The sequence below is a fragment of the Curtobacterium sp. MCBA15_009 genome (assembly GCF_001864895.1).
In the GTDB taxonomy this organism is placed as follows: domain Bacteria; phylum Actinomycetota; class Actinomycetes; order Actinomycetales; family Microbacteriaceae; genus Curtobacterium.
In genome coordinates, this window is the sequence record NZ_MJGO01000037.1 from 185,984 (window position 1) to 208,814 (window position 22,831).

The window sequence follows — 22,831 nt, forward strand, 5'->3', positions numbered from 1 at the left end:
GTCGACCGCAATATGACGACACGGATGCCAGGGAGCGCGAACTGTCATCATAGGTCGCGTCGGAGCGTGCTGTCCAGTCCTGGCTTGACCGGATTCGGCGCGGGCGTGTATAAGCCCGCCACCTGCTCAGCCGAGGCGTTCCCGCTCGACGCCCGCCGTGCCTCCAGACCGGCCCTGCGGCCCCGCCAGTGCACGGAAGACGCCCTCGGGTCGGCGGGTGCGCACGAAGGTCCGGCGACCGCGGTCGTCGGTGAACTCGATGCCCAGCCCCGGCGTGAGGATCAGCGCGCGGACGCCGCGACGGAACCGCAGACCGATGCCGCCGTACGTGGCGGCGTCCGCCTCGACGAGGCGCACGTCCGCGATGCGTCGACGCGGGATCCGGCGGGGCGGCAGCGGACGGAAGTGCAGGACCACGTGGTCCGCGGTGACGGTGCAGCCGGAGCGGGCGAGCAGCAACAGCAGGCCGACGACCACGCCGAGGACCCCCGGCAGCACGAGCGCGCTCTCCGGGGCCTCGCCGGGCCAGCCGAGGACCGCGGCGGTGAGCGCGGCGCCCGCGACGAACAGGACGGCGCCGGTGGCGCGCATCCAGGCCGGGGCCGGTTCGCGGTCGGTGTGGACGGGTCGGGGGACGTGGACCGCCCGGGGGCGGGCGGCGCGTGCGGTGGGCACGCTCATGGTGTCGGCGGTCATGCGGGTCTCCTGCGGACAGGGCGTGCTGGTGCTCGACGGCCAGCGCTCGCGGGTGACCGGAAGGGGGCGTGCTGCGCACGCCGACGGCGCGCACGCTCGAGCGGTGGGGGCGCTCACGGGCACGTCGTGGTCGCGGGGAGGACGGACGCTCGGGGTGTGGGGCCCCGGGCCTCGACGCCTTCGACGCGACGACTGCGGTCAGAATACCGAGCGTGGCTTGGCATCTGCTGTCCGTCGGTGGCCTCCCGGGAGGCCCGCCCCGCGTCCGCCCCGCAGGTCGCGGCGGGACCGTGGTCGGCACCGTGATCGCGGCGCGTCCGCCGGTGGTGTTCGATTGACGACATGGCTGATGCGTTCGACGGGTTCCGGATCGGTGCGGGGCACTCCGTGATCGAGCCGGACCGGCACCGTCCCGGTTCGTTCACGCTCGTGGTCGACGGCACCCCGCAGTCGCACGTCGACCTCGACGACCCGACGCACCTGGCGTTCGAGTACATCCGCCGGATCGGGCACGCGATCGACCTGCTGCCGGAGGGGCCGATCACGGCGCTGCACCTCGGCGCCGGCGCGCTGACGCTCCCCCGCTACGTCGCGGTGACCCGGCCGGGCTCGCGCCAGCAGGTCGTCGAGCTCGAACGCGACCTGGTCGACCACGTCCGCGAGGCCCTGCCGTTCCCGCGCGGGGCCTCGATCCGCGTCCGGTACGGCGACGCCCGCGAGGTCCTGTCGAAGCTGCCCGCCGGCCTGCACGGCACGGTCGACCTGGCCGTCGTCGACGTCTTCGGCGGGTCACGGATCCCGGCGCACGTGACGAGCGTCGAGTTCTACCGCTCGGTGGCCGAGTTCCTGTCACCCACGGGCGTCGTCGCGGTCAACGTCGCCGACGGTGCGGGGCTGGCCTTCGCGCGGGGGCAGGCCTCGACGCTGCAGTCGGTGCTGCCGTCGGTCGCGGCCGTCGCGGACACCGGGATGCTCAAGGGCCGGCGGTTCGGCAACATCGTGCTGCTCGGCTCACCGACGGAGCTGCCGGTGGCGGACATGCCGCGGCGGTACTCGTCCGACCCGATGCCGGCGAAGGTCGTGCACGGCGCCGAGCTGCGGGCGTTCGTCGCCGGAGCGCCGATCGTGACCGACGCGACCGCGGTGGCGTCGCCGGAGCCGAACCGGAGCGTGTTCGGGGGCTGACCACCGGCGGGCCCCGGGTTCCGGACAGCGGTGGGGGCGGCTGTCAGGATGGACAGCACGACCGTGCACGAGCACGACCGAGCGATGGGAACCCCCGATGACGAACGACGACCGGAGCAACGAGGACCGCGCGGGCGACGGCCGGACGCCGGACTGGAACGGTTCGCCGCAGCAGCCCGCCGCCGACGCGCCCCGCTACGGCGAGCGCACCGACGCGGCACCGGGCTCGGCGCCGCAGTACGGCGAGCAGCAGTACGGCCAGCCCCAGTACGGACAGCAGCACGGCCAGCAGCAGTACGGGCAGCAGCACGACCACGGGCAGCAGCAGTACGGGCAGCAGCAGTACGCCGCGGCGCCGACGCACGACGGCGGAGCGCCCTCGTGGCAGGGCTACGAGGAGCCGAAGGCCAAGAAGAAGACCCTCGGCGTCGTCGCGTTCGTGCTCGGGCTGCTCTCGCTCGTGATCGGGGTCATCGGCGGCTACCTGCTCGGCTCCGGCCTCGTCAGCGGCGACGTGATCGACACCCTGCGTCAGGGTGCGGACGGCTCGACGCTCGACCAGTCGGAGGTCCAGCAGCAGCTGCTGAACGACCCGGCGGTTCGCTCGCAGCTCGTCACCGCGTTCGCCGTGATCGGCGTCGCGGCGCTGCTCGGCCTCTGGGCACTCGTGCAGGGCATCGTCGCCGCCGTGACCAAGCGCGGTCGTGGATGGGGCATCTTCGCGATCGTCCTGGCCGTCGTGGCGACGATCGCGACGTTCGTCGTCTACATCGGTGTCGTCGCTGCTGCCGCAGCCGGCGCCGTTTCCTGACCGAGACCGTCCTGAACGGCCCGTCGCGCTCCGGCACGGCGGGCCGTTCGGCTTGCCAGGCCCGTCGGCGCGCCGGTACCGCGCCCGGCCTGAGCAACCCCGAGCGCGTCGCACCGTCGGCTCCCGGCAGAGCGCGGCTACCCTCGAACCGATGTCCCTCCCGCCCGATGACCGTCAGCAGCCCGACCCGTCCGACCGATCCCGCGAACCGCGCCACGCGGCTCCCGTGACGGCCGGGGTCAGCCCGGGCAGCACCTTCGCGCCCATCAGCCTCCGCCCCGCGGTGGACGCGGACGCCGTGCACCAGCGCCTCCGCGACCTCGGGCAGAGCCGCAGCACCGATGCCCTCGCCGAGCGAGCGGAGCTCCTCCGCCTGCTGGGCCGCCTCGACGAGTCGCTCGTCGTCGCCGAGGAGGTCTTCCGCCTCGCGATGTTCACCGGGGAGCGCCAGGACAAGGTCGCCGCCCGCATCCGCCGTGCGCACGTGCTGCACGACCTCGGCCGGCACGAGCGCGCCGCGTCCGAGGCCGCCCTGGCACGGGACACCGCCGCGACCGAGGAGTGGCCCGAGCTCGAGGGCGCCGCCGCCGAGATCGAGGGCTGGTCGCTGTTCGAGGTCGACCGCTTCGACGAGGCCCGTGCCGCCCTGTCGCGTGCCTACCAGGCCTTCCGCCAGGCCGGCGCCCCGTCAGAGCGCACCGACGCCCTGCGCACCGCGGTGGAGGCCGCGATGCGCGCGTCCATCTCGAACCCGACGGAGTCCGCCGACAAGCCCCGGACGGCGCGGGAGATCGCCGCCCGGCGGTCCGAGGACGATGAGCCGACGACCCGTGTCGCCGAGCCGGTCAAGCAGGTCCCGCCGATCCGTCGCCGCGTGCTCGGCGCCCCGGACGCCGCGCGGACCGAGGCGGACGACATCTGGGGCCGGATCGCGGCCCGGGCGGCGAAGAAGGGCCAGGCCGACCCCCGCGCCGAGCAGTGACGGCCCTCGACGCCGTGCGACTGCGCGCCGAGGAGCTCATCGCGGAGCACCTCGGCACCGGCACCTGGACGTTCGGGTTCGACCACGCGAAGACCCGTGCCGGGCAGTGCGACTTCGCCCGTCGGCGCATCACGGTGAGCCGGCACCTGGCGGCACGGTTCTCCGACGACGACGTCGAACAGGTGCTGCTGCACGAGGTCGCCCACGCGCTCGCCGGGCCCCGAGCCGGCCACGGAGCCGGGTGGAAGCGGACCGCGAGCGCCCTCGGTTACACCGGCTCCCGCCTGCACGACGGCCCGATCGCCAGCGAGCTCGCCCCGTGGATCGGCGTCTGTCCGGCCGGACACGAGCACTTCCGCTACCGCACGCCCACGCGCCAGCTGGCCTGTGCGCGGTGCTCGCGACGGTTCGACAGCCGCAACGTCATCGCGTGGCGGCGCCGGACCGCCGCCGACGCCCCGACGACGGTGTCCGCGCCTACCGCATGACCCACTCCGCGCTCGGAGGCGCGCCGGTGAACCGTTAGCCTGGCCTGATGCACACGGGGCAGCACATCCGCACGGACGCCGGATCCTCCTGGTTCTTCGACGCCGGTCGGATCGCGCTCGACTTCGCCCACACCGGCGGCTTCGCGGACGACCCGGACGGCCGCCGTCCCCGGTCCCAGCTCGGCGAGCTGCTCGCGAGCCCGGCCGACCTGGACGAGTGGCTCGGCGACCACACCGAACCGATCGACGCCGGCGCGAGTGCCCGTGAGCTGCAGGACGCCCGCGCGCTCCGCGCCGCCATCGCACGCCTCGCCACCGCGGCGGCACCCGCCCCGGCGGCGACCGCAGCCGACCGCACCGCGGTCGCGGCGGGCCTGCGTGCCGGGACCGGCCGGACGCGCCCCGCGCCCGACGACATCGACACCGTCAACCTGTTCGCCGCCCTGCCGGACGTGCCCCCGAGCCTCCCGGGTGGCCGCCGTCGCGCCGGGGCGAACCGCGTGCGCCTGGCACAGGCCCTGTCGAGCGTCGCGCGCGACGCGGTCGCGCTCTTCAGCGAGGTCGGCTTCGACGACGTCGAGGCCGACGGCCGCGCCACCCGCCTGAGCCGCTGCTCGGCGGACGACTGCGGGCTCGTGTTCTACGACTCCTCGCGCGGCGGGACCCGACGCTGGTGCTCGATGCAGCGCTGCGGCAACCGGGCGAAGGTGCGGGCGCACCGCGCCCGTCGCGCCGCGGCCTGACCTGCCGCGACGCCCCCGGAACGACGAAAGCGGCCCCGCACACGCGGGGCCGCTTCGTCGTGTCGGCGGATCAGAACTGCAGAGCGCCCTCGACCGACTTGACCTTCATGCGCGCGAGCGCCAGGTTCGCCTTCGCACGGTCGAGCACGAAGTAGATGAAGACCTCGGGCTGCGCGGCGAGCGGGCGGATGATGTGGAACTGCGACGACAGCGTGATGAGGATGTCGTCGATCGAGTCGGCGAGGCCGAGCGAGCGCGCGGTCTTGAGCTTGGCGCGCACGACCTCGGTGTTGCCGGCGGCGGCGAGCTCGAGGTCGATGCCGGAGCCGGCGCCGCCGAGCAGCATGCCGGAGCCGCTGTCGACGACCGCGGCGGCCATGGCGCCGTCGACCGCGACGAGCTCGTTCAGGGAGTCGGTGATGGAGGACATTCGGGTTTCCTTGTCGTTCGGTGCGGTCGACCGGTCCCGGGTCGGGTCCGATCGGTGGAGGGGCCGACGTCGGTTCAGAACGTGGCCGCGGTCGGGGTGCGCTGCGCCTGCGCGAGACCCTCGCCGATGCGGGTGGAGCAGCGGCGGGCCACGGTGAGCGCCTTGCCGAGCATCTCGTCGGTGTCGAAGAGCGCGGCGAGCACGATGGTGGAGCCGGGGATCCGCATCTGGATCAGGTGGCCGCGCTCGGCGGCGATGATCACGTACTCGCCGGCGCCCATCGCGAGCTCGCGGCCGACGGCCTCGCTCAGCGCCTGGATCGAGCTCGCCATGCTGGCGAAGCGGCCGCCGTCGGTGGCGGCGGCGTTCGACTCGGCGACGCGGACGACCTCGAAGCCGTCGTCGCTGAGCAGCGAGGCGGTGAGCAGCGAGCTCGCGGCCTCGCGCATCGCGGAGAGTTCGACCCGGCCGAGTTCGATGACGGCGGGGTCCTGGTGGGGGGCGGTGGACATCAGCGGTGCACTTCCTGCGGGGGCGTCATGGCCGCACGCATCTCGATGTTGGCGACGAGCGTCAGCAGCACCGTCGTCATCTGCTCGGTCCGTCGGGGGTCGACGGTGAAGACCGGCACGAGCATCTCGGGGTGGGCCGCCTGCAGCGCGTCGGACAGCGCCGCCGCGGTGATCCCGGGGGCGACGTCCGCCCGGGTGAGGCCGACGACGACGCCGCCGCGGTCGTACAGGTCGCGGAACTCGTCGACGTACTCGATCAGCGAGGCGACCGGGTCCGGCGCGTCGGCGTTGACCAGCACGACGAGTCCGCGGGCGCGCTCCTGCAGGATCTGCCACATGAAGTCGAACCGGCGCTGCCCGGGGATGCCGTACAGGCGCACCTTGTCGGTGTCGCCGACGGTGATCTCGCCGTAGTCGAGCGCGACGGTGGTGGTGTCCTTGTCGGCGGTCTCGCGGTCGGTGTTCGCGGCCTCGGTGCGGACGACCGGCACCTCGCTGAGCGCCTCGATCGCCGTGGTCTTGCCGGCGCCCATCGGGCCGGCGAACAGGATGACGTGCTCGGCCATCAGCGGGCCAGCCGGTCGAGCAGGCGACGGAACAGGCCGCTGCGGGGCGCCGGTGCGGACTGCACTGCGGCGGGGACCGGACGGTCGAACGCCGGACGCGCCATCGCGACGTCGGGCGTCTCGGAACGCAGGATGCGCATGAGGCTGAAGGCGTTGATGAGGCGTCGCGCCTCGGTGGGGGCCACGTTCGCCTGCTCGGCGAGCTCGTCGACGGTGAGCGACGCGTACCCGAGCAGCGAGGTCATCCGGACGTGGTCCGGGGTGTGCGCGAGGGTGGTGAAGTTCGGCCAGCGCTGCAGCCGGTAGCGGTCGTCGCGCTGCAGCCACCAGGCGAGCTCGCCGGGGAAGGAGTTCAGGCCGACGTACCAGAGGAACGCCTGCAGCTCGTTGCCGGGGCCGGCGGAGACGACGGACTCGGCGTCGCGTGCCTCGCGGCCGACGCGCAGGTCGTCGGGCTCGATCGGGAGCGCGTCGAGCGGCGTGCTCGTCCAGTAGGCGTCCGTCGCGACGTCGATGATGAGCGGGTCGTGGCCGGCGATCTCGATGCGGAGCACCTCGCCGGGCGCGTCCCACATCGGCCGGACGGCCATGGCGACCCGGGTCCAGCCGAAGCGCGGCATCGGCGTCGCCTCGTGCGCGGGCGTCGCGTCGAGGTCCCCCGGACCCGAGAGCTGTGTCGATTCCATCCCTGGGTCGTCCTCCTGGCGCCGGTCCCCCGGCCGTTGCTCCCTCGACACCGTCCGCGCCGATCTGACGTGTCGATCCAAGTGGATCGGGACGTTCTGCAGGAAGCCCCCGTGCGGGCGTCACCTGTTGTGAGGGCAGGAGGACGGTGCCACACCGAAGACGAAGATTCGGTGCGCCGAATCCTCTGGCATGCTGGGATCGTGACCGACACCGCCGCCGCACCACCCGCCGAGCAGACCCCGCGCCGTCGCGCGGCCGGGCTCACCCTGCTCGGTCCGGCGTTCGTCGCGGCCATCGCCTACGTCGACCCCGGCAACGTCGCGGCGAACCTGACCGCCGGCGCGGAGCACGGCTACCTGCTGCTGTGGGTGCTCGTCGCGGCGAACGCCAGCGCGGTCGTCGTGCAGTACCTGTCCGCGAAGCTCGGCGTCGTGACCGGCCGGTCCCTGCCGGAGCACCTCGGGCTGCGGTTGCGCCGCACCCCCCGGCTGCTGTTCTGGGGGCAGGCCGAGATCGTCGCCGCCGCGACCGACGTCGCCGAGGTGATCGGCGGCGCACTCGCCCTGCACCTGCTCTTCGGGCTGCCGCTCGTGGCCGGCGGGCTCGTCACCGGGGTCGTCTCGATGCTGCTGCTCACGCTGCAGAGCCGCCGTGGCACCCGCGCCTTCGAGACGGTCGTCACCGCCATGCTCGTCGTGCTCACCGTCGGCTTCTGCGGCGGCCTGCTGTTCGCGCAGGTCTCGCCCGCCGAGCTCGTCGGCGGCCTCGTGCCCCGTTTCGAGGGCGCCGGCTCGGTGCTGCTCGCGGCCTCGATGCTCGGCGCCACGGTGATGCCGCACGCGGTGTACCTGCACTCGGCGCTCGCCCGCGACCGGCACGGCGAGGTCCCGGCCGGTCCGGAACGCCGGCGCGTGCTCGTCGCGACCCGGTGGGACGTCGGACTCGCCCTGGTGGTGGCCGGCGGCGTGAACATCTGCATGCTCGTGCTCGCCGCGGCGACGCTGCCGGGCGTCGCCGGGACCGACTCGATCCCGGGCGCGCAGCGGGCGATCGCCGAGCACGTCGGCCCGGTGGTCGGCGTGCTCTTCGCCGTGGGGCTGCTCGCCTCCGGGCTGGCGTCGACCTCGGTCGGCTGCATGGCCGGGGCCGAGATCATGCGCGGGCTCCTGCACGTGCGGATCCCGCTCGTCGCCCGACGGCTGGTGACCCTCGTCCCCGCGATCGTCCTGCTCGCGGTGCAGGCGGACGCGACGATGCTGCTCGTGGTGAGCCAGGTGGTGCTGAGCTTCGGCATCGCCTTCGCGATCGTGCCGCTCGTCACCTACACCTCGCGCCGGAGCGTGATGGGTGCGGACGTGAACGCCGCGATCACCCGCGCGGTGGCGTGGGTGATCGCGGCGGTGATCGTGGCGCTCAACGTCGCGCTGGTCGTCCTCACGCTGACGGGGTGAGGCCGCGCGACGTCGGGCCGTCCGGTGCGTCAGTCGACGACGCGGACGCCCTTCCAGAACGCGACGTAGCCCGAGTAGTCCTTGCCGACGCGGTCGAAGGACGACGGGATCGGCGTCGGGTACGACCAGGCGTTGTCCTGCAGCGCCTGCCCGTCCACGTTCACCGTGTAGTACTGCGTGTCGCCCTTCCACGGGCAGTGGTACTGGGTGGGGCTCTCGGTGAACAGCTCGGACTTCACGCTCGACGGCGGGAAGTACCAGTTGCCCTCGATCTGGATGAGGTCCTCCTGCGGGGCCTCTGCGACCACGGTGTCTCCGACGACTGCCTTCATGGCGTTGCTCCTTCGCTCGCTGGGTGCTGATCGGACCGAACGCTACGCCCGGCTCCGGGATTCCCGCAGGACGACGAGCTCCGGCCCCGCGGCGAGCGCCGCGTGCGCCGCGTCGCGGCCCGGTCCGGCGGCGGACTCGGAGGCCGTCACGAGGTGTCGCACCCCGCGGCGCAGCCCCGTCCACGCGGCGCACGCGGCCGCGGCCTCCGGCGAGGTGTGGTCGATCCCGACGGCGACGAGCGCGTCGACGACGGCGCCCGCGCCGAGCAGGTCGTCCACCGCGAAGTCCGGGGCGTCCGGCACGTCGGCGGACTCCCCCGCTGCGACCGCGGCGTCGTCGAGGGCGGGCGGGTGGTGCAGCCCGGCGGCGACGACCGCGACGACGCACCGGTCGCCCCGCTCGGCCTGGAGGCCCGTCACCCGTTCGGCGACCGCCGCCGCGTTGCCGAGGTGGCCGAGCACGACCTCCGGCCCCTCCGGCAACGCGTCCGTCGCGTCGGCGAGCGCCCGCCGCTGCGCGGCCGGGTCCGCGGACGCCGGCAGGACGTCGACCCAGACGAGCAGGTGCGCGCCGTGGGCGACGCGCGCCGCACCGCCGGTGCCCCACGCGAACCGGACCTGGTACTGCTCCTGGGTGCGTTCTGCCACGCCCGCCACGATAGCCGCGGGCACGCACCTGTCCGCGCCCACAGGATCCGCTGTCCCTCTCCACAGGGAGGTCGCTCGGGGCGGTCCGCGGGAGCGCGCGTCCGTAGGATGACCTTCCATGGAGATCGCCCCCGTGCCCACCCTGACCGGTGACCGTGTGACGCTCGAGCCCCTCGCGCAGGAGCACGCCGAGGACCTGCGGGCGGCGGTCACGGACGGCGACCTGTGGCGCACCTGGTACGCGTCGGTCCCCGCCCCCGCCCAGGTCGAGGACGAGATCGACCGGCGGCTCGCCGAGCACCGCGCCGGCCGGATGGTGCCCTTCGCGGTGCGCGACCGACCGACGGGGCGCGTGGTCGGTGCGACGACCTTCATGAACATCGACACCGGGAACCGCCGCGTCGAGATCGGCAGCACGTTCCTGGCCCGCTCGGCACAGCGCTCCGGCATCAACACCGAGTCGAAGCTGCTGCTCCTGTCCCACGCGTTCGAGGCCTGGCAGTGCATCGCGGTCGAGTTCCGCACGCACTGGCACAACCAGCAGTCCCGCGCGGCGATCGCCGGCCTCGGCGCCAAGCAGGACGGCGTGCTGCGGAACCACGGGATCGGCCGCGACGGCACCCTGCGCGACACGGTCGTGTTCTCCGTCATCGCGTCCGAGTGGCCGACGGTCCGGATGTCCCTGGCCGAGCGGCTCCGCCGGCACGACCGGGCCGAGGGCGCCCGGCGTCGCTCGGCCCGGCACGCCTAGGGCGGCGCACGCGTACGGTCGACCCATGCACGTCGGCCTCCGGATCATCCTCGACGCGCCGGTCGACACCGTGCGCGACGCCCTGCTGTCCCCGTCCGTGATGGTGGCGGTGACGAAGCCGTTCCTCGTCTACCGCTCGCGCGACCCGCAGGGGTTCCCGCGCCGGTGGGAGCCCGGGCACCCGCACCCGATCACGGCGAGCGCCTTCGGCCTCGTGCCGAGCGGCGACACGCACGTCGACCTCGACCTGTACGAGGTCGAGGGGGTCCCGGTGCAGCGCGACAACGGCGGCGGCACCTCGGGGCTGTTCGGGCGGATGACGATGCGGCACCGGATGGCCGTCGTCCCCGCACCCGGCGGGCGCACGCTGCTGCTCGACCGCCTGACCTACCGGATGCGGCCGTGGCCCCTCGGCGCGCTCCTCTGGCCGGGCATGTGGGTGATCTGGCAGTGGCGGGCGTCCCGGATGCGCGCCCTCGCGCCCACGTGGCGGACGGACGGTGCCTGACGGGCGCGGGTCGGGCCTCCCGTCCACCGCGCAGCGGCGTAGCCTCGACCACGTGAGCCAGACGCGCCCCGACGAGCCGACGACCGACGACCACGTGCGGAGCACGCTCGCGACGGTCGACTGGCGACGGATGACCTTCGACCTGTACCGGCGGGTCCGGGCGACCCCCGACCCGCAGGTCGCGCACGCGATGTGGCGGGAGACGCGCGACGCGATGTTCGCGGAGCACCCGGCGTCACCGCTGCTCGACGAGGACGCCCGTGACTTCGAGTCGCTGCCCGTCCCCGACTACGACCCCCACTGGCGGTTCGAGGTCCGCATCGAGCCCACGGAGCCCGCGGCGTTCGACTTCGAGACCGGCACCGACGGCATCGTGCACTTCGACCGGCTCGGCGTCGTCAGCGTGCCGGGCGTCGGCACGCTCGACGTGTGGTCGCACGGCGGCTACGCGGGCGGCCTGTTCGTCCCGGTGAAGGACGCCAGTGCCGGCAAGGCGCGCGGGACGTACGGCGGCGGGCGCTACCTGCTCGACACGATCAAGGGCTCGGACCTGGGCGGCGACGACGCCGGGTCGCTCGTCCTCGACTTCAACTTCGCGTACAACCCGTCGTGCGCGTACGACCCGGCGTGGGCGTGCCCGCTCGCGCCGCGCGGCAACACCGTGGCCGTGCCGATCCCGGTCGGCGAGCAGTACGACTTCTAGGGTGGAACGCATGGCTGGACTGGTCGCGATCGACGCCGGCGGGCGCATCCCGCCCTTCGAACAGGTGCGCTCGCAGATCGCGGCGCAGATCGCCGCCGGGTACCTGGTCGACGGCGAACGGCTGCCGAGCGTGCGCGGGCTCGCGGACGAGCTCGGGCTGGCGGCGGGGACGGTCGCGAAGGCCTACCAGCTGCTCGAGGAGGCCGGACTCGTGCACACGGCGCGCGGTGCCGGCACCCGGGTGGTGCGCCCGGCCGAGGTGCCGGACGCCGTGGCCGACGCGGCGCGGGAGCTCGCCGCGGCGGCGCGGGCGGCCGGCCTGTCCGCCGAGCAGGCCGCGACGGCCCTCCGCGACGCCTGGCCCGCCTAGACGGGGAGCCCCTCGCCGCGGCCCGGCGTCCGCCGTCAGCAGTGCTCGAAGACGTACTCGTCGCTCGACGGGGTCACGAGATCGCGGTCGCGCAGGATCGTCATGGCCGGGCGGCTCGTCAGGCGGCACACCGACCCCCACGAGCGCTCGAGGGTGTCGGCGTACTCGACGTCGATGACCCGCCCGCCGTACGCCTTCGTGTACGCCGCGCACTCCCGGTACTGCACGCACTCCTCGGCGACGACGAAGTCGAACCCGGTCTGCTCGCGGCCGGACGCGCCGAGCTGCGGGGTGTTCTTCTGCCCGACGGCCAGCCCGTGCCGGTGGCCGGTCGTGACGAGCGACTTCGCGAGCGCGAGGTTGCCGGCCCGGGTGAGCCGCTTCCCGCTCCGCGTCCAGGAGTCGAGGTTGTCGAACTCGACGGCGTCGAAGCCGCGGTCACCGCAGCGGGCGATGGTCTTCGCGAGCACCTTCGTGATGAGGGCGCGCTTCGCGGCGGTCCGGGTGTCGAGGAGCATCTCGTCCGGCCACCCCGGGTCCGAGACCGGCTTGCCCGCTCGGTCGCGGAGGATCGCGGACGGGTACGACTTCGTCCACGTGCGCGCGGCCTCGGGCTGGGTCTGGAACCCGTTGACGTAGCAGATGTCGTACGTGCCCTTCGCGGGCTTCGCGGTGCTGTCGCGCTCGACGATCGTCACACCGGACGGCGGCGCGTACGCCCCGCCGAGCTGGTAGTCCGGGCGACCCGACGTCGGCAGGTTCGTGTACCCCGCCGTCGATGCCGCCCGGGCGGTGCCGGCGCCCCCGGCCGGCGCGGCCTCGGCGCACCCGGCGGTGCCGAGGACGGCCACCAGGGCCATCGCGGTGGTCAGCAGGACGGTTCGTGTGCGCACCCCGGAATCCTCGCACGCGCGCGGCGAACGGCCCGGTCCTCGGCGATCCGGCCTCGGCGCGCTATGCTGGACGTACTCGAGGCGCCGATCGCCTCGTGCGTCGTACGGACGCCCCGAACTCCCGACCACCGATCCCACGGATCGCGGTCGATGATCGAGCACCTCACGAAGGTGCCCAGGCTTCTCTGCTGCGGCGACTGCGCCAGCCACCTCCGTTGGCGCGCATCCCGCCCGCGCGCTGCCTCGCAAGTGCGCCCACAGCCGGACCCCTCCGGCTCGAAAGGTCACCATGACCACCGAAGACATCCGTTTCTCCGACCTCGGCGTCCCCGCGCCGATGGCCGACGTCCTCGCACAGCAGGGCAAGGAGACCGCGTTCCCGATCCAGGCGGACACGCTCCCCGACTCCCTGCAGGGCAAGGACGTCCTCGGCCGCGGTCGCACCGGCTCCGGCAAGACGATCGCCTTCGCGATCCCGCTCGCCGCCCGCCTCGCCGCCAGCGGCCGCAAGCGCCGCGCCGGTCGCCCCCGCGCCCTGGTGCTCGCCCCCACCCGTGAGCTCGCGACCCAGATCGACGCGACCCTCGCTCCCCTCGCCAAGGCGATGGGCCTCAACACCACGACGATCTTCGGCGGTGTCGGGCAGGGCCGTCAGGTCGACGCCCTCCGCGGCGGCGTCGACGTCGTCGTGGCGTGCCCGGGTCGTCTCGCCGACCTCATGCAGCAGGGCCACGTGCACCTGGACGACATCGAGGTCACCGTCCTCGACGAGGCCGACCACATGGCCGACATGGGCTTCCTGCCCGGCGTCACCAAGATCATGCAGGCCACGCCGACGAAGGGGCAGCGCCTGCTGTTCTCGGCGACGCTCGACAACGGCGTGGACAAGCTCGTCAAGAAGTTCCTGCACGACCCGGTGATGCACTCGGTCGACGACGAGACCAGCCCGGTCGAGGCGATGACGCACCACCTGTTCGAGGTCGCCGACGCCGACGCCAAGAAGCAGCTCGTCACGACGCTCGCCTCGGGCACCGGCCGCCGCATCCTCTTCATGCGCACGAAGCACCACGCCAAGCGCCTCGCCAAGCAGCTCACCAGTCAGGGCATCCCGGCGGTCGACCTGCAGGGCAACCTGTCCCAGGGCGCCCGTGAGCGGAACCTCGCGAAGTTCTCGTCCGGCGAGGCCCTCGTCCTCGTCGCCACCGACGTCGCCGCCCGCGGTGTGCACGTCGACCACGTCGAGCTCGTCGTGCACGTCGACCCGCCGACCGAGCACAAGGCGTACCTGCACCGCTCCGGCCGCACCGCTCGTGCCGGCTCGTCCGGCGACGTCGTCACGGTGACGATGCCCGCCGAGCGTCGGGACGTCGCGCAGATGATGCGCGCCGCAGCGATCTCCGTCCAGCCGCAGCGCGTCACCGCCGAGTCGCCCGCCGTCACCACCCTGGTCGGCGAGGTCGCCCCGGTCCGCCACGTGGCCGAGGAGCCCGTGCAGCAGCAGCGCCAGCCCCGCCAGCGTTCCGCCGAGTCCGCCGGTGACGGCGCCGGTCGTCGCCGTGGTCGCGGCGGTCGGTCGGGAGGCGCGGGGCAGCCCGCGCGCGCCGGCTCGGCCACCGAGTCCGCCGGTACCGCCGGCGGCCGTCAGGGTCGTCCGGCCCGCGGCACCCGGTCCGAGGGCGCCGGTCGCTCGGGCGCCCCGGCCGCCGGTTCGACGGGTGGTCGTCGCGGCGGCGGTGCCCGTCGCTCGGGCAGCAGCGACGTCGTGCGCGGTGGCTCGTCGGCCGTCTGGTCCTCGGACGGCGGCTACGCCGCCGGCCGTGGCGCCGGCAACGAGTCGGGCGGCAACCGTCGCGGGAACTCGCGCCGCGCCTCCCGTCCGGCCGGTGCCGCCGACCGCCACTGACCCGTTCGACCGGCCTCGGCGAACCTTGACGTGCGCTGCGAAGCGGCGCACGTCACCGGGTACCTTCCAGGGCACCGGATGCCGCGCGAGCGGCTGACGGGGAAACGTCAGCTACTGGAAGGAGTGCCCATGGCAGGCATCGAAGACATCAAGAACGCCGCCGAGAAGGCGGCCGGCAAGGTCAAGGAAGCCGTCGGCAACGCGACCGACAACGACCGCCTCAAGGCCGAGGGCCAGACCGACCAGGGCAAGGCCTCGGCGAAGCAGGGCGTCACGGACGTCAAGGACGCCGCACACGGCGTCGCCGACAGCTTCAAGAACGACAACAAGTAAGCCGGTCCCGCACCGCGCTGCGAAGCCCCCGGATCCGATCGGATCCGGGGGCTTCGTCGTGTCGGGTCCAGGGGACCGGTCAGGGCAACGCGCCGACCGAGGCCAGGCCGGCACGGAGCAGTGCACCACGGCCGCCCTCCATCTCGTTGGCGACCGCGTCCGAGGCGGCCTCCATCGGGCTCATCCAGGTGAGCTCGAGGGCGTCCTGGCGCGGCTCGCACGTGCCCGTGACCGGGACGACGTACGCGAGCGAGATCGCGTGCTGGCGCTCGTCGGTGTAGACCGAGGCGCCCGGCAGCGGGAAGTACTCGGCGACGGTGAACGGGGTCGGGCTCGACGGCAGCTGCGGGAACGCCATCGGACCGAGGTCCTTCTCGAGGTGCCGGAACAGGGCGGTGCGGATGGACTCGCCGAACATCACGCGGCCGGAGACGAGCGTGCGGGCGATCGAACCGCTCGGGGAGACCCGCAGGAGCACGCCCACCTCGGTCACGACGCCGAGACCGTCGGTGCGGACCGGGACGGCCTCGACGTAGCAGATCGGCAGCCGGCGTCGGACGGTCGCGAGTTCCTCGTCGGACAGCCAGCCGGAACCGGAGTCGGGATCGGGGTCGGGGGTTCGCAGCGTGGCCATGCACCGTGTCTACCAGGGCCGGCGGCGAGTTCGGCGCACGGCGCGGGCACCTGTGGACGGTTAGCGTGGTCACCGTGATCGATGCGGACGTGGTGCGGTGGACCAGACCGGAGTCGGAACGGGCCGGGACGCCCCTGCTCGTGGCCATGCACGGGGTCGGGTCGGACGAGCAGGACCTGCTCGGCCTCGCACCCGCACTGCCGCCGGCCTGGACGGTCGCGTCGCTGCGCGCCCCGATGCCGTGGGGTCAGGGGTTCAGCTGGTACCCGCTCGGGACGCAGGGCTCCCCCGCGCTCGCGCCGGTGGACGACGCCGTCGCCGGGGTGCTCCGCTGGGTCGACGCCGTCGCCGCCGACCACCCGAGGATCGGACTGCTCGGCTTCTCGCAGGGCGGTTCGATGGCGCTCCAGCTCCTGCGTGCCCGGCCCGCGGGCTTCGCCTTCGCAGTGTCGCTGTCCGGGTTCGTGGTGCCCGGCGTCACCGACGCACGGGACGAGGCCGTGGCAGCCGTCCGGCCGCGCGTGTTCCTCGGGCACGGCGACCTCGATCCGGTGATCCCGGTCGAGGCCACCGCGCGCACGCAGGCGTGGGCGGTGACGCACACCGACGTGACCGACCGGACGTACGCGGGCCTGCCGCACGCGGTGTCGGCGGCGGAGCTGGCGGACGTGGCCGCGTTCATCGGGGCGTAGTCGGCGCGCTCGGCGCGCTCGAGGCGCTCGAGGTGCTCGAGGCGCTCGAGGCGCTCGGTGAGCAGGAACGGTCGGGTCCGGTGTGCGGACTCGACCGTTGCTGCTCACGATGTGGACGGGAGGCGCGGGGTGGGCCGCCACCGTGCCTGCTGTCCGTCAGTCGGCGAGGATCTGCAGCAGGTCCTTGCGGAGCTGGTCGATCTTGGCGGTGGCGGCCTTCGCCTGCTCCTCCGTCGCGCTGGTGCGGTACATGTGCAGGACGCCCATGGTCTTCCGGAGCGCCTCGACGAACTCGCGCGACGAGTCCGGCAGGCCCGGCGCGTCGAAGGCCGCGGCGATGTCGTCCGCCTTGGCCTGCGCCTCGGCCCTGCCCGCGTCGGTGAGCTCGAAGAGCGTCTTCCGGCCGTCGCCCGTCGAGACGACGAGGTCCTCGTCCACCAGCTGCTGGAGCGTCGGGTAGACCGAGCCGGGGCTCGGCTTCCAGGCGCCGTCGGTGCGTTCGGCGATGGTCTTGATGACGGCGTAGCCGTTCTGCGGGCCCTCGGCCAGCAGGCCGAGGATCGCGAGGCGGACGTCGCCGCGGCGACGGCGTTCCCGGCCGAAGCCGGGACCGCCGAACCCCGGACCGCCGAAGCCGGGTCCGAATCCGGGGCCGAAGCCGCGACCGAAGCCGCCGCGTCCGCCGTGGTCGTGGTCGCCGCGGTCGCGGCCGGGGAAGCCGGCGCCGTGGTGGTGCCGCGCGCCGCCGAAGTGGGGGCCGCGCGGGTGCTGGTCGGTGTCGAAGTGGTCGTGCATGGGTCGCATGGTGCGTCCTTCCGTCGTGCTGAGTCGGCTCGCGGACGGTGTGACAGGATCGTCTTCGTCGTATCGCGATGTCTGAACGATAGATCGTTACCTATCGCTTCGTCAAGGGGTACGTCCGCACGGGCCGCTGTCGGTGGTGACGGGCAGGATGGGTCGGACCATGACGGACGTCTTCGAGCGCTTCTCCCCCGCCACCGCCGAGTGGTTCCGCGGCGCCTTCGACGCCCCCACCCCGGCGCAGGCCGGCGCATGGGACGCCGTCTCCACGGGGCAGCACGCGCTCGTCATCGCCCCGACGGGCTCCGGCAAGACCCTGGCGTCGTTCCTGTGGTCGATCGACCGGCTCATCAGCGCGACGGACCGCCCGCCGGCGAAGCAGCGCACGCGCGTGCTCTACGTCTCCCCGCTCAAGGCCCTCGGTGTCGACGTCGAACGCAACCTGCGCAGCCCGCTCGTCGGGATCACCCAGACCGCGCGACGCCTCGGACTCGAACCCCCGGACGTCACCGTCGGCGTCCGGAGCGGTGACACCCCGTCGTCCGACCGGCAGAAGCTGCTGCGACAGCCGCCGGACATCCTCATCACGACCCCCGAGTCCCTCTACCTGATGCTCACGTCGCAGGCGCGCGAGACGCTGGTCAACGTGGACACCGTCATCGTCGACGAGGTCCACGCCGTCGCGTCGACCAAGCGCGGCGCCCACCTCGCCGTCTCGCTGGAACGCCTCGACGACCTGCTCGAGAAGCCCGTGCAGCGCATCGGGCTGTCCGCGACCGTCCGCCCGGCAGAAGAGGTCGCCCGCTTCCTCGGTGGCCGCGCCCCGGTGACGATCATCGCGCCGCCCGCCCAGAAGACCTTCGACCTGCGTGTGGTCGTGCCGGTCGACGACATGACCGAGCTCGGCGCACCGCCCGTCGGCGCCGACGCCACCGACGCGCCGACGAACGGCTCGATCTGGCCCCACGTCGAGGAACGCGTGGTCGACCTCATCGAGGAACACCGGTCGACCATCGTGTTCGCGAACTCGCGGCGACTGGCCGAGCGGTTGACCGCGCGGCTCAACGAGATCCACGAGGAACGCGTGCTCGCGGCCGCAGCACCGACAGAGGCCGCAGCGTCCCTCGTGCCGGCGGGTGGTCCGTCGGCCGGTGGCGGCCGTCCGCAGTCCCCCGCGCGGACGTCGGCGCACGCCGTCGCTCCGCAACGGCCGCCCGCGCAGCTCATCGGTGCGTCCGGGCAGACGGGCGGCGGCGGGTCCGACGCCACGGTCCCCGCGCTCGCCCGCGCCCACCACGGCTCGGTGTCGAAGGACCAGCGCGCCATCATCGAGGACGACCTGAAGTCCGGACGACTGCGGTGCGTGGTCGCCACGAGCTCGCTCGAACTCGGCATCGACATGGGCGAGGTCGATCTCGTCGTGCAGGTCGAGGCGCCGCCGTCCGTCGCCAGCGGGCTGCAGCGCGTCGGCCGCGCCGGCCACCAGGTCGGCGAGATCTCCCGAGGCGTGCTGTTCCCGAAGCACCGCGCCGACCTCGTCAACAGCGCGGTCACCGTCGAGCGGATGGTCTCCGGGCAGATCGAGTCGATCTCGGTCCCCGCCAACCCGCTCGACGTCCTCGCCCAGCACACCGTCGCCGCCGGGGCGATCGACACCGTCGACGTCGAGCACTGGTTCGACCTGGTCCGCCGCAGCGCCCCCTTCAGCGGACTCCCGCGTTCGGCGTTCGACGCCACGCTCGACCTGGTGACCGGCCGCTACCCGAGCGACGAGTTCGCCGAACTCCGCCCGCGGCTGGTCTGGGACCGCGTGCACGGCACCCTGACCGGCCGGCCAGGGGCCCAGCGGCTCGCGGTGACGAGCGGCGGCACCATCCCCGACCGCGGCATGTTCGGGGTGTTCATGGTGGGCGAGAAGGCGTCCCGCGTCGGCGAGCTCGACGAGGAGATGGTCTACGAGTCCCGCGTCGGCGACGTCTTCGCACTCGGTGCGACGAGCTGGCGGATCGAGGAGATCACGCACGACCGCGTCATCGTCAGCCCCGCCTTCGGGCAGCCCGGTCGGGTGCCCTTCTGGAAGGGCGACGGCATCGGCCGCCCCGCCGAGCTCGGGCGTGCGACGGGGGCCTTCGTGCGCGAGGTCGAGGGCGCCTCGGACGACGACGCCCGTGCCCGGGTCGCGGCGGGCGGCCTCGACGAGCGCGCCGTCACGAACCTGCTGACCTTCCTGCGTGACCAGCGCGTCGCCACCGGGCACGTGCCGAACGACACCACGCTCGTGGTCGAACGGTTCCGCGACGAACTCGGCGACTGGCGGCTCATCCTGCACTCGCCGTACGGCATGCAGGTGCACGCACCGTGGGCGCTCGCGGTCGGTGCCCGGTTGCACGAGCGGCACGGCATCGACGGCGACGCCATGGCCGCCGACGACGGCATCGTCGTCCGGATCCCCGAGACCGACGCCGAACCCCCCGGCGCCGACCTGTTCGTGTTCGAGCGCGACGACCTCGAAGCCCTGGTCACCGACGAGGTCGGCGGCTCGGCACTCTTCGCGGCCCGGTTCCGCGAGTGCGCGGCGCGTGCGCTCCTGCTGCCGCGCCGGAACCCGGGGCAGCGGTCGCCGCTCTGGCAGCAGCGGCAACGGGCCTCGCAGCTGCTCGAGGTCGCCCGCAAGTACCCGACGTTCCCGATCGTGCTCGAGACCGTGCGCGAGGTCCTGCAGGACGTGTACGACGTGCCGGCCCTGCTCGGCATCGCGGACGAGATCGCGGGCCGCCGCATCCGCCTGGTCGAGACCGAGACCGAGACCCCGTCGCCCTTCGCCCGGTCGATCCTGTTCGGGTACGTCGCGGCGTTCATGTACGAGGGCGACTCGCCCCTGGCCGAGCGACGGGCCGCGGCGCTGTCGCTCGACTCCACCCTGCTCGGCGAGCTGCTCGGCCGCGCCGAACTGCGCGAGCTGCTCGACCCCGCCGTCATCGCGTCCGTCGAGCAGGACCTGCAACGGCTCTCGCCCGACCGTCGCGCCCGCGACGCCGAGGGGCTCGTCGACGTGCTGCGCCTGGTCGGGGCGCTGGAGCTGTCCGAGGCCGTGGACCGCAGCTGGCTCTCCGACGCCCCGGACCGCGCGGCGGCCGAGACCGAGGTCCGCGAGACCCTCACCGCCCTGGAACGCGACCGCCGCGTCCTGTCGTTCTCGCACGCCGGGTCGACCCGGTGGGCCGTGATCGAGGACGCCTCCCGACTCCGCGATGCCCTCGGCGTGCCCCTGCCGATCGGGGTGCCGACGGCGTTCGTGGAACCCGTCGCCGACCCCCTCGGCGACCTGATCGGCCGGTACGCCCGCTCGCACGGGCCCTTCTCGGCGCAGGACGCCGCGGGACGGCTCGGGCTCGGCATCGCCGTCGTGCAGGACACCCTGCGCCGGCTCGTCGCCGACCGCCGGGTGGTCGAGGGCGAGTTCCGACCCGACCGCCAGGGCGCCGAGTGGTGCGACTCCGAGGTCCTCCGCCGGATCCGCACCAAGTCGCTCGCCGCCCTCCGCCACGAGGTCGAGCCGGTCTCACCGGACACGCTCGCCCGCTTCCTGCCGGCATGGCAGCACGTGCAGGCCCCCGGCACCCGCGGCGGCCTGCGCGGCGTCGACGGCGTGCTGCAGGTCGTCGACCAGCTCGCCGGCGTCGCGCTGCCGGCCAGCGCGTGGGAGACCCTGGTGCTGCCGACCCGTGTGACCGACTACTCGACGAGCATGCTCGACGAGCTCACCGCCACGGGCGAGGTCCTCTGGTCCGGCGGCGGCACCCTGCCCGGCAACGACGGGTGGGTGCGCCTGCACCTGGCCGAGTCCGCCGCGACGACGCTCGCCGAGCCCTCCGGCGACGAGACGACCGAGCTGCAGCGCGACGTGCTCGGCGCCCTGGCCGGCGGCGGCGCGTACTTCTTCCGACAGCTCGGACAGGCCGTCGGCAGCACCGACGACAAGGCACTGACCACCGCCCTGTGGGACCTCGTCTGGGCCGGGCAGATCACGAACGACACCTTCGCGCCGCTCCGCGCCATGCTCGGCGGTGCGGCGAAGAGCACGAGCACGCCCCGGGCACGGGCCTACCGCGGTCGTCGCCGTCCGACCCTGCCGACGCAGTCCGGACCGCCGTCCGTCGGCGGCCGCTGGTCGCTGCTGCCCCTGGCCGAGTCCGACTCGACGCTGCGCGCCGCCGCGACCGCCGAACAACTGCTCGAGCGCTACGGCGTCGTGACCCGCGGGGCCGTGCAGGTCGAGGGGGTCCGGGGCGGGTTCGCCGGCGTCTACCGGGTGCTCTCCCGGTTCGAGGAGTCCGGCCGGGCCCGCCGCGGGTACTTCATCGAGGGACTCGGGGCGGCGCAGTTCGCGACCGGTCCGACCATCGACCGGCTGCGCACCTACGCCCGTGACCTCGACGACGACGAACGCACCGACCCGGACCGGAAGCGCGAGGCACTGACGCTCGCGGCGACCGACCCCGCGAACCCCTTCGGAGCGTCGCTGCCGTGGCCGACGGATGCGCCGACGGGCGACACCGACGACACCGACGGCTCCGGCGGCTCCGGCGGCTCTGGCGGCTCTGCGGGCGGCGACGACGTCGGGACGAAGGCTCGCGGTCACCGCCCCGGTCGCAAGGCCGGCGCCCTGGTGACGACGGTCGACGGTCGACTCGCGGTCTACGTCGAGCGCGGCGGCAAGTCCGTGCTGACGTTCACCGACGACCCGGCGGACCTCGCGGTCGCGGCCGCGTCGATCGCGACGACCGTGCGGACCGGGCTGCGGAAGCTCGCCGTGGAACGGGTCGACGGCGACTTCGTCCTCGAGACCCCGCTCGGCGGCGCACTGCGCGAGGCCGGGTTCACCGCCACCCCGCAGGGACTCCGGCTCCGTGCCTGAGGGCGACACCGTCTACCGAGCGGCACGTCGGTTGCACGCCGCGCTCGCGGGCAAGGTGCTGACGCGCAGCGACTTCCGCGTGCCCGCGTTCGCGACGGTCGACCTGGTCGGCCGGACCGTCGACGAGGTCGTGCCCCGCGGCAAGCACCTGCTCCACCGGATCGGTGATCTCACCGTGCACTCGCACCTCAAGATGGAGGGGCGGTGGGACGTGTACGCCCCCGGTGACCGCTGGCGACGACCAGCGCACCAGGCCCGTGCGGTCCTCGACGCCGCGGACGTCTCCACCGTCGGCTTCACGCTCGGCGTGCTCGAGATCGTGCCGCGCGACCGCGAGTCCGAGGTCGTCGGGCACCTCGGACCGGACCTGCTCGGACCCGACTGGGACGCCGACCTGGCACGCGAGAACCTGCTGCGGGACCCGTCCCGCCCGGTCGGACTCGCCCTGCTCGACCAGCGGGTGCTCGCCGGGCTCGGCAACGTGTACCGGAACGAGCTCTGCTTCCTGCGCGGTGTGCTGCCGACGCGCCCCGTGAGCGAGGTCCCCGACCCGGCGCGGACGATCGCGCTCGCGAGCCGGCTCATCACGGCGAACCGCGACCGCAGCAACCGGGTGACCACCGGCGTCGACCGCCCCGGGCGGCGGTTCTGGGTCTACGGACGGGCCGGCAAGCCGTGCCTGCGGTGCGGCACCCCGGTCCGGCACGGCGAGCTCGGGGACTCGGAACTCACCCTGCGGGACACCTACTGGTGCCCGCGCTGCCAGACCTGACCGGCAGCGCGGGCTGTCGCGG

General features: G+C 73.8%; 25 protein-coding genes. 15 read left to right on the forward strand and 10 right to left on the reverse strand.

Annotated elements, in window-relative coordinates:
* Positions 1-126 precede the first annotated feature (126 nt).
* A complete protein-coding gene (locus BIU97_RS09140; protein ID WP_071259687.1) occupies positions 127-696 on the reverse strand; it encodes a hypothetical protein in 570 nt (189 codons plus the stop codon).
* A gap of 342 nt (positions 697-1,038) precedes the next feature.
* Between BIU97_RS09140 and BIU97_RS09145 the strand changes: the two genes are divergently transcribed.
* The 5 genes from BIU97_RS09145 to BIU97_RS09165 all read left to right on the forward strand — a co-directional run bounded on the left by BIU97_RS09145 (position 1,039) and on the right by BIU97_RS09165 (position 4,905).
* Positions 1,039-1,881 (forward strand): spermidine synthase, encoded by an 843-nt coding sequence (locus BIU97_RS09145; RefSeq protein WP_071259684.1) that lies wholly within the window; start codon positions 1,039-1,041, stop codon positions 1,879-1,881.
* Between the two features lie 97 nt (positions 1,882-1,978).
* A complete protein-coding gene (locus tag BIU97_RS09150; RefSeq protein ID WP_071297489.1) occupies positions 1,979-2,692 on the forward strand; it encodes a DUF4064 domain-containing protein in 714 nt (237 codons plus the stop codon).
* A 151-nt stretch (positions 2,693-2,843) separates the two neighbouring features.
* Positions 2,844-3,674 carry a hypothetical protein gene (locus BIU97_RS09155; protein WP_111040844.1) on the forward strand — a complete coding sequence of 277 codons (831 nt, stop codon included), beginning with the start codon at positions 2,844-2,846 and terminating at the stop codon, positions 3,672-3,674.
* A complete protein-coding gene (locus tag BIU97_RS09160) occupies positions 3,671-4,162 on the forward strand; it encodes a SprT-like domain-containing protein (RefSeq protein ID WP_071297490.1) in 492 nt (163 codons plus the stop codon). The genes BIU97_RS09155 and BIU97_RS09160 overlap by 4 nt, the downstream gene beginning before the upstream one ends.
* A gap of 47 nt (positions 4,163-4,209) precedes the next feature.
* Positions 4,210-4,905: a CGNR zinc finger domain-containing protein gene (locus BIU97_RS09165; protein WP_071259668.1), complete on the forward strand. Its 696-nt coding sequence runs from the start codon at positions 4,210-4,212 to the stop codon at positions 4,903-4,905.
* Positions 4,906-4,975: 70 nt separating this feature from the next.
* Here the strand turns inward: BIU97_RS09165 and BIU97_RS09170 are convergent, their stop codons facing one another.
* From BIU97_RS09170 to BIU97_RS09185, 4 genes are all read right to left on the reverse strand, one after another.
* Positions 4,976-5,335 (reverse strand): hypothetical protein, encoded by a 360-nt coding sequence (locus BIU97_RS09170; RefSeq protein WP_071259664.1) that lies wholly within the window; start codon positions 5,333-5,335, stop codon positions 4,976-4,978.
* Between the two features lie 74 nt (positions 5,336-5,409).
* Complete coding sequence (locus BIU97_RS09175; protein ID WP_071259658.1) at positions 5,410-5,847, reverse strand: roadblock/LC7 domain-containing protein; 438 nt, start codon at positions 5,845-5,847, stop codon at positions 5,410-5,412.
* Entirely contained in the window at positions 5,847-6,413 is a 567-nt protein-coding gene (locus BIU97_RS09180; protein WP_071259655.1) for a GTP-binding protein, read from the reverse strand. Before BIU97_RS09180 ends, BIU97_RS09175 begins: the two co-directional genes overlap by 1 nt.
* Positions 6,413-7,099 carry a hypothetical protein gene (locus BIU97_RS09185; RefSeq protein WP_071259636.1) on the reverse strand — a complete coding sequence of 229 codons (687 nt, stop codon included), beginning with the start codon at positions 7,097-7,099 and terminating at the stop codon, positions 6,413-6,415. Before BIU97_RS09185 ends, BIU97_RS09180 begins: the two co-directional genes overlap by 1 nt.
* Before the next feature lie 201 nt (positions 7,100-7,300).
* Between BIU97_RS09185 and BIU97_RS09190 the strand changes: the two genes are divergently transcribed.
* Positions 7,301-8,551 (forward strand): Nramp family divalent metal transporter, encoded by a 1,251-nt coding sequence (locus tag BIU97_RS09190; RefSeq protein WP_071297491.1) that lies wholly within the window; start codon positions 7,301-7,303, stop codon positions 8,549-8,551.
* A gap of 29 nt (positions 8,552-8,580) precedes the next feature.
* Here BIU97_RS09190 and BIU97_RS09195 read toward each other — a convergent pair whose 3' ends face one another.
* Together BIU97_RS09195 and BIU97_RS09200 are read right to left on the reverse strand one after the other, a co-directional pair.
* Positions 8,581-8,883 (reverse strand): DUF427 domain-containing protein, encoded by a 303-nt coding sequence (locus BIU97_RS09195; protein WP_071259627.1) that lies wholly within the window; start codon positions 8,881-8,883, stop codon positions 8,581-8,583.
* Positions 8,884-8,925: 42 nt separating this feature from the next.
* Positions 8,926-9,531: a hypothetical protein gene (locus BIU97_RS09200; RefSeq protein ID WP_071297492.1), complete on the reverse strand. Its 606-nt coding sequence runs from the start codon at positions 9,529-9,531 to the stop codon at positions 8,926-8,928.
* Positions 9,532-9,649: 118 nt separating this feature from the next.
* Here BIU97_RS09200 and BIU97_RS09205 point away from each other — a divergent pair, with 118 nt between their 5' ends.
* From BIU97_RS09205 to BIU97_RS09220, 4 genes are all read left to right on the forward strand, one after another.
* Complete coding sequence (locus BIU97_RS09205; RefSeq protein WP_071297493.1) at positions 9,650-10,282, forward strand: GNAT family N-acetyltransferase; 633 nt, start codon at positions 9,650-9,652, stop codon at positions 10,280-10,282.
* A 25-nt stretch (positions 10,283-10,307) separates the two neighbouring features.
* Positions 10,308-10,790: a hypothetical protein gene (locus BIU97_RS09210; RefSeq protein ID WP_071259618.1), complete on the forward strand. Its 483-nt coding sequence runs from the start codon at positions 10,308-10,310 to the stop codon at positions 10,788-10,790.
* 130 nt (positions 10,791-10,920) lie between these two features.
* The gene (locus BIU97_RS09215) at positions 10,921-11,493 is read left to right on the forward strand and encodes a DUF1684 domain-containing protein (RefSeq protein WP_071297710.1); all 573 of its coding nucleotides are present in this window, start codon (positions 10,921-10,923) and stop codon (positions 11,491-11,493) included.
* A gap of 10 nt (positions 11,494-11,503) precedes the next feature.
* Complete coding sequence (locus BIU97_RS09220) at positions 11,504-11,863, forward strand: GntR family transcriptional regulator (protein ID WP_071260361.1); 360 nt, start codon at positions 11,504-11,506, stop codon at positions 11,861-11,863.
* Positions 11,864-11,898: 35 nt separating this feature from the next.
* On the opposite strand, the gene BIU97_RS09225 is transcribed toward BIU97_RS09220, so the two are convergent.
* A complete protein-coding gene (locus tag BIU97_RS09225; protein ID WP_139195981.1) occupies positions 11,899-12,756 on the reverse strand; it encodes an endo alpha-1,4 polygalactosaminidase in 858 nt (285 codons plus the stop codon).
* Positions 12,757-13,045: 289 nt separating this feature from the next.
* Here BIU97_RS09225 and BIU97_RS09230 point away from each other — a divergent pair, with 289 nt between their 5' ends.
* Both BIU97_RS09230 and BIU97_RS09235 read left to right on the forward strand, forming a co-directional pair.
* Positions 13,046-14,659 (forward strand): DEAD/DEAH box helicase, encoded by a 1,614-nt coding sequence (locus BIU97_RS09230; protein WP_071297494.1) that lies wholly within the window; start codon positions 13,046-13,048, stop codon positions 14,657-14,659.
* A gap of 129 nt (positions 14,660-14,788) precedes the next feature.
* On the forward strand, positions 14,789-14,992 hold the full coding sequence (locus BIU97_RS09235) for a CsbD family protein (protein ID WP_071259590.1): 204 nt from the start codon (positions 14,789-14,791) through the stop codon (positions 14,990-14,992).
* Between the two features lie 79 nt (positions 14,993-15,071).
* Here BIU97_RS09235 and BIU97_RS09240 read toward each other — a convergent pair whose 3' ends face one another.
* Positions 15,072-15,626 (reverse strand): NUDIX hydrolase family protein, encoded by a 555-nt coding sequence (locus BIU97_RS09240; protein WP_071259587.1) that lies wholly within the window; start codon positions 15,624-15,626, stop codon positions 15,072-15,074.
* A gap of 74 nt (positions 15,627-15,700) precedes the next feature.
* Here BIU97_RS09240 and BIU97_RS09245 point away from each other — a divergent pair, with 74 nt between their 5' ends.
* On the forward strand, positions 15,701-16,318 hold the full coding sequence (locus BIU97_RS09245; RefSeq protein WP_254782953.1) for an alpha/beta hydrolase: 618 nt from the start codon (positions 15,701-15,703) through the stop codon (positions 16,316-16,318).
* A gap of 156 nt (positions 16,319-16,474) precedes the next feature.
* Here the strand turns inward: BIU97_RS09245 and BIU97_RS09250 are convergent, their stop codons facing one another.
* Positions 16,475-17,122 carry a PadR family transcriptional regulator gene (locus tag BIU97_RS09250; protein WP_441294393.1) on the reverse strand — a complete coding sequence of 216 codons (648 nt, stop codon included), beginning with the start codon at positions 17,120-17,122 and terminating at the stop codon, positions 16,475-16,477.
* 160 nt (positions 17,123-17,282) lie between these two features.
* Here BIU97_RS09250 and BIU97_RS09255 point away from each other — a divergent pair, with 160 nt between their 5' ends.
* Both BIU97_RS09255 and BIU97_RS09260 read left to right on the forward strand, forming a co-directional pair.
* A complete protein-coding gene (locus BIU97_RS09255; protein WP_071297495.1) occupies positions 17,283-22,037 on the forward strand; it encodes an ATP-dependent helicase in 4,755 nt (1,584 codons plus the stop codon).
* Positions 22,030-22,809 carry a DNA-formamidopyrimidine glycosylase family protein gene (locus BIU97_RS09260; RefSeq protein WP_071259574.1) on the forward strand — a complete coding sequence of 260 codons (780 nt, stop codon included), beginning with the start codon at positions 22,030-22,032 and terminating at the stop codon, positions 22,807-22,809. Before BIU97_RS09255 ends, BIU97_RS09260 begins: the two co-directional genes overlap by 8 nt.
* Positions 22,810-22,831: the final 22 nt, after the last annotated feature.

Coding starts and splice junctions, on each gene's coding strand:
- BIU97_RS09140 (WP_071259687.1), bottom strand. CDS start 696: ATGACCGCCGACACCATGAGCGTGCCCACCGCACGCGCCGCCCGCCCC.
- BIU97_RS09145 (WP_071259684.1), top strand. CDS start 1,039: ATGGCTGATGCGTTCGACGGGTTCCGGATCGGTGCGGGGCACTCCGTG.
- BIU97_RS09150 (WP_071297489.1), top strand. CDS start 1,979: ATGACGAACGACGACCGGAGCAACGAGGACCGCGCGGGCGACGGCCGG.
- BIU97_RS09155 (WP_111040844.1), top strand. CDS start 2,844: ATGTCCCTCCCGCCCGATGACCGTCAGCAGCCCGACCCGTCCGACCGA.
- BIU97_RS09165 (WP_071259668.1), top strand. CDS start 4,210: ATGCACACGGGGCAGCACATCCGCACGGACGCCGGATCCTCCTGGTTC.
- BIU97_RS09170 (WP_071259664.1), bottom strand. CDS start 5,335: ATGTCCTCCATCACCGACTCCCTGAACGAGCTCGTCGCGGTCGACGGC.
- BIU97_RS09175 (WP_071259658.1), bottom strand. CDS start 5,847: ATGTCCACCGCCCCCCACCAGGACCCCGCCGTCATCGAACTCGGCCGG.
- BIU97_RS09180 (WP_071259655.1), bottom strand. CDS start 6,413: ATGGCCGAGCACGTCATCCTGTTCGCCGGCCCGATGGGCGCCGGCAAG.
- BIU97_RS09185 (WP_071259636.1), bottom strand. CDS start 7,099: ATGGAATCGACACAGCTCTCGGGTCCGGGGGACCTCGACGCGACGCCC.
- BIU97_RS09195 (WP_071259627.1), bottom strand. CDS start 8,883: ATGAAGGCAGTCGTCGGAGACACCGTGGTCGCAGAGGCCCCGCAGGAG.
- BIU97_RS09205 (WP_071297493.1), top strand. CDS start 9,650: ATGGAGATCGCCCCCGTGCCCACCCTGACCGGTGACCGTGTGACGCTC.
- BIU97_RS09210 (WP_071259618.1), top strand. CDS start 10,308: ATGCACGTCGGCCTCCGGATCATCCTCGACGCGCCGGTCGACACCGTG.
- BIU97_RS09215 (WP_071297710.1), top strand. CDS start 10,921: ATGACCTTCGACCTGTACCGGCGGGTCCGGGCGACCCCCGACCCGCAG.
- BIU97_RS09220 (WP_071260361.1), top strand. CDS start 11,504: ATGGCTGGACTGGTCGCGATCGACGCCGGCGGGCGCATCCCGCCCTTC.
- BIU97_RS09230 (WP_071297494.1), top strand. CDS start 13,046: ATGACCACCGAAGACATCCGTTTCTCCGACCTCGGCGTCCCCGCGCCG.
- BIU97_RS09235 (WP_071259590.1), top strand. CDS start 14,789: ATGGCAGGCATCGAAGACATCAAGAACGCCGCCGAGAAGGCGGCCGGC.
- BIU97_RS09240 (WP_071259587.1), bottom strand. CDS start 15,626: ATGGCCACGCTGCGAACCCCCGACCCCGATCCCGACTCCGGTTCCGGC.
- BIU97_RS09250 (WP_441294393.1), bottom strand. CDS start 17,122: ATGCGACCCATGCACGACCACTTCGACACCGACCAGCACCCGCGCGGC.
- BIU97_RS09255 (WP_071297495.1), top strand. CDS start 17,283: ATGACGGACGTCTTCGAGCGCTTCTCCCCCGCCACCGCCGAGTGGTTC.